The 4007-nt window shown below is 70.8% G+C and carries 3 protein-coding genes; all 3 read left to right on the plus strand.

The window, feature by feature from the left end:
• A partial coding sequence (locus ACIQTP_RS46850; RefSeq protein ID WP_403412344.1) for an alpha-glucosidase C-terminal domain-containing protein occupies positions 1 to 519 on the plus strand: 519 nt, incomplete at its 5' end.
• Between the two features lie 120 nt (positions 520 to 639).
• Complete coding sequence (locus ACIQTP_RS46855; RefSeq protein ID WP_403412347.1) at positions 640 to 2109, plus strand: maltokinase; 1470 nt, start codon at positions 640 to 642, stop codon at positions 2107 to 2109.
• A gap of 36 nt (positions 2110 to 2145) precedes the next feature.
• Positions 2146 to 4007 (plus strand): 1,4-alpha-glucan branching enzyme (glgB, locus tag ACIQTP_RS46860; protein WP_403412350.1); only part of this gene is annotated, 1862 nt, incomplete at its 3' end.

The following is a 4007-nucleotide window of genomic DNA, read 5'->3' on the forward strand; positions in this document are numbered from 1 at the left end:
GGCGACAACATCTGGCTCGGCGACCGGGACGCGGTACGCACCCCGATGCAGTGGACGCCCGACCGCAACGCCGGCTTCTCCTCGTCGGATCCCGGACGGCTGTTCCTGCCCACGATCATGGACCCGGTCTACGGCTACCAGGTGACGAACGTCGAGGCCTCGATGTCCTCGCCCTCGTCGCTGCTGCACTGGACCCGCCGCATGATCGAGATCCGCAAACAGAACAAGGCCTTCGGCCTCGGCTCCTACACGGAACTCCAGTCCTCGAACCCAGCGGTCATCGCCTTCCTGCGCGAGGCCCCCTCGACCGAGGGCACGGAGGACGACCTCGTCCTGTGCGTGCACAACTTCTCCCGCTTCGCCCAGCCCACCGAACTGGACCTGCGGGCCTTCAGCGGCCGCCACCCGGTCGAGCTCATCGGCGGGGTGCGATTCCCGGCCATCGGGGAGCTGCCGTACTTGCTCACCCTCGCGGGTCACGGCTTCTACTGGTTCCGGCTCCGCAAGGACGCCGTCTGATCCAAGGACAGACTCCAGAACCCGGGCGGCGGGGCGGTTTCCTCCGTCCCGCCCTGGGCACCCATCAGTAACACCCCGACTCCCCCGGTCTCCGGGCCCCTGGGGAAAGGACGCGACGTCATGTCGGAAGCCGCAATCCACTCTGTCACGGCCCCCGTCACACGCCCCGAGTTACTCGCGTCGCTCGATCCGCTCCTACGGGAATGGCTGCCACGGCAGCGCTGGTTCGCGGGCAAGGGGCGTCCGGTGACCGGGTTCTCCCTGGTGACGGCCAACGAACTGCTGCCCTCGACAAGTCAGCTGGGCCTGCTCCACCTGCTGGTCCGGGCGCACCAGCCGCTCTCCCCCGCCCAGGGAGCCGGCAGCCGGCCCGGCGACTGCTACCAGTTGCTCATCGGCGTACGCGAGGCACTCCCGCCGCACCTCGCGCCCGCCCTGATCGGACACGTGGAGGAGGGACCGCTGGCGGGACACACGGTCTACGAGGCACTGCACGACCCGCGCCCCGCCGACGTGCTTCTGGAGGCCCTGCGCACCCAGGCCCGGATCGGCGAGCTGCGCTTCGAGCGGGACCGGCGCCAGGAGATACGGGGCGATCTGATACCGCGCCTGATCACCGCGGAACAGTCCAACTCGTCCCTGGTCTTCGGAGATACGTTCATCCTGAAGCTCCTACGCCGCATGGTTCCGGGGGTGAACCCCGATCTGGAGCTGCCACTGGCGCTCGCCCGGGAGGGCTGCCCGCGGGTGCCGGCACCGACGGCGTGGATGGCCGCCGACCTGGCTGAGGAGACGTACGTCCTGGGAGTGCTGCAACCCTATGTCCAGGGCGCGGTGGACGGCTGGGAGCTGGCGCTGAGTGAACTGGCCAAGGAGAGCGAACTGGCCAAGGGCGGCGACCGAGGCGGCGAGGGCTTCGCGCAGGAGGCGCGGGCGCTGGGCCGGGCCACCGCCGAGGTGCACACGGCCCTCGCCCGTGCACTGCCCACGGTCACACTGGGGCACGTGCAGATGGAACTGCTCGTCGACGGCATGACCGAGCGGCTGGCCGCGGCAGCGCAGGCGGTGCCCGCGCTGCGGCCGTACGCCGCCGGTCTGCGCACCGCCTTCGGGGCGCTGGCCGACCTGGCCACCGAGGGGCAGACCTGGACCGCCCAGCGCATACACGGGGATCTGCACCTCGGCCAGTGCCTGCGCGCGCCCTCCGGGGAGTGGTCGCTCATAGACTTCGAGGGCGAGCCCTCGAAACCGCTCGCCGAGCGCCGCATGCCCCAGCCGCCCCTGCGGGACATAGCGGGGATGCTCCGCTCCTTCGACTACGCGGCCCACGCCGTCCCCCAGGCCCTCGGCTCCGCTCGATCGGGGAGCACCCCCGTTCCGCAGGTGTCCGACTGGGCCGACACCTGCCGGGCCGCGTACTGCGCCGGCTACGCGGAGGTCGCCGGCCGCGACCCGCGCGCCGATCCGGTACTCCTGCGCGCCTACGAGACGGACAAGGCGATCTACGAAGTCCTGTACGAGGCCCGGCACCGGCCCGACTGGCTGCCGGTGCCGATGGCGGCGATACGCCGACTCGCCGCGTCCCCCTGACCTTTCCCACCTCACCCCGCCGAGGAGGCCCTGCCCGTGACGCCCCGCCCCCCGTCCGACGACAGTCCGAAGAAGAACGGTGCCAAGAAGCCGGCTGCCGCCAAGGAGGCGGCGGTGAAGAAAGCGGCGGTCAAGAAGGCCGCTGCTCAGAAGCCGGTCGCGAGCAAGGCCGCGAAGGATGCGAAGGTCTCGAAGGAATCGAAGGAATCGAAGAAGGAGGCCGGGGCGAGGGTTCCCGAACCGCGCGCGGCCGAGCCGAAGGGCGCCGAGCCCGTGGTCGGGGTTTGCGAGCCCGCCGTCGTCGACAGCGCTCCCGTCTTCGCCGGGGTCGACCCCGATGACCGCGCGCGGCTGCTCTCCGGCACGCACCACGATCCGCACGGGGTGCTCGGCGCCCATCCGGTGCCGGGCGGTGTGGCCTTCCGGGCCTTCCGTCCGTACGCGCTCGGGGTGACCGTCGTGACGGACGACCTGCGGGCCGAGCTGCACGACGACGGGGACGGGTTCTTCTCGGCGCTGGTGCCGCTGCGCGTGGTCCCGGAGGCGTACCGGCTGCTCGTCGCGTACGAGGGGACGGTTCAGGACACCGAGGACGCGTACCGCTTCCTGCCCGCGCTCGGGGAGTTCGATCTCCATCTGCTCGGCGAGGGACGCCACGAGGAGCTGTGGCGCGCCCTGGGTGCGGAGCCGATGGTGCACCAGGGGGTGACCGGCACCCGCTTCACGGTCTGGGCGCCGAACGCGCGCGGTGTCCGCCTCGCCGGCACCTTCAACTTCTGGGACGGCACCGGGTTCCCGATGCGGTCGCTCGGCTCCTCCGGGGTGTGGGAGCTGTTCGTGCCGGCGATCGGCGAGGGCGAGCTCTACAAGTTCGAGATCACCCGCCCGGACGGCTCCCGCACCCTGCGGGCCGACCCGATGGCCCGGCGGACCGAGGTCCCGCCGCGCACATCGTCGATCGTGCACGCCTCGCACCACGTGTGGACGGACGAGGAGTGGATGGCGGGTCGGGGGGCCCGTCCCGTGCACGAGGCACCGTTGTCCGTGTACGAGGTCCACCTGCCGTCGTGGCGCCCCGGCCTGACCTACCGCCAACTGGCCGAACAACTGCCCGCCTACGTCCGCGACCTGGGCTTCACCCACGTGGAACTGATGCCGGTCGCCGAGCACCCCTTCGGCGGCTCCTGGGGCTACCAGGTCACCGGCTTCTACGCCCCCACCGCACGACTGGGCACCCCCGACGACTTCAAACACCTCGTCGACGCCCTGCACCGGGCCCAGATCGGCGTCCTCATGGACTGGGTACCGGCCCACTTCCCGCGCGACGCATGGGCCCTGGCCGAATTCGACGGACGCCCCCTCTACGAACACGCGGACCCGCAGCGGGCCGCCCACCCCGACTGGGGCACCCTCGAATTCGACTACGGGCGCCGCGAGGTACGCAACTTCCTCGTCGCCAACGCCGTGTACTGGTGCGAGGAGTTCCACATCGACGGACTGCGCGTCGACGCCGTCGCCTCGATGCTCTACCTGGACTACTCGCGCGAGCCGGGACAGTGGACCCCGAACGAACACGGCGGCCGGGAGAACCTCGACGCCGTCGCCTTCCTCCAGGAGATGAACGCCACCGTCTACCGCCGCGCACCCGGCGTCGTGACGATCGCCGAGGAATCGACGGCCTGGGACGGGGTCACCCGGGCCACCCATCACACCGGGCCCGGCGGGTTCGGTGGGCTGGGGTTCGGGCTGAAGTGGAACATGGGGTGGATGCACGACTCGCTGAGCTATGTGCAGCACGAGCCGGTCCATCGCAAGTACCACCACAACGAGATGACGTTCTCGATGGTGTACGCCTACAGCGAGAACTACGTCCTGCCCATCTCCCACGACGAGGTCGT

The organism is Streptomyces sp. NPDC090798 (assembly GCF_044768965.1).
Lineage (GTDB): Bacteria > Actinomycetota > Actinomycetes > Streptomycetales > Streptomycetaceae > Streptomyces.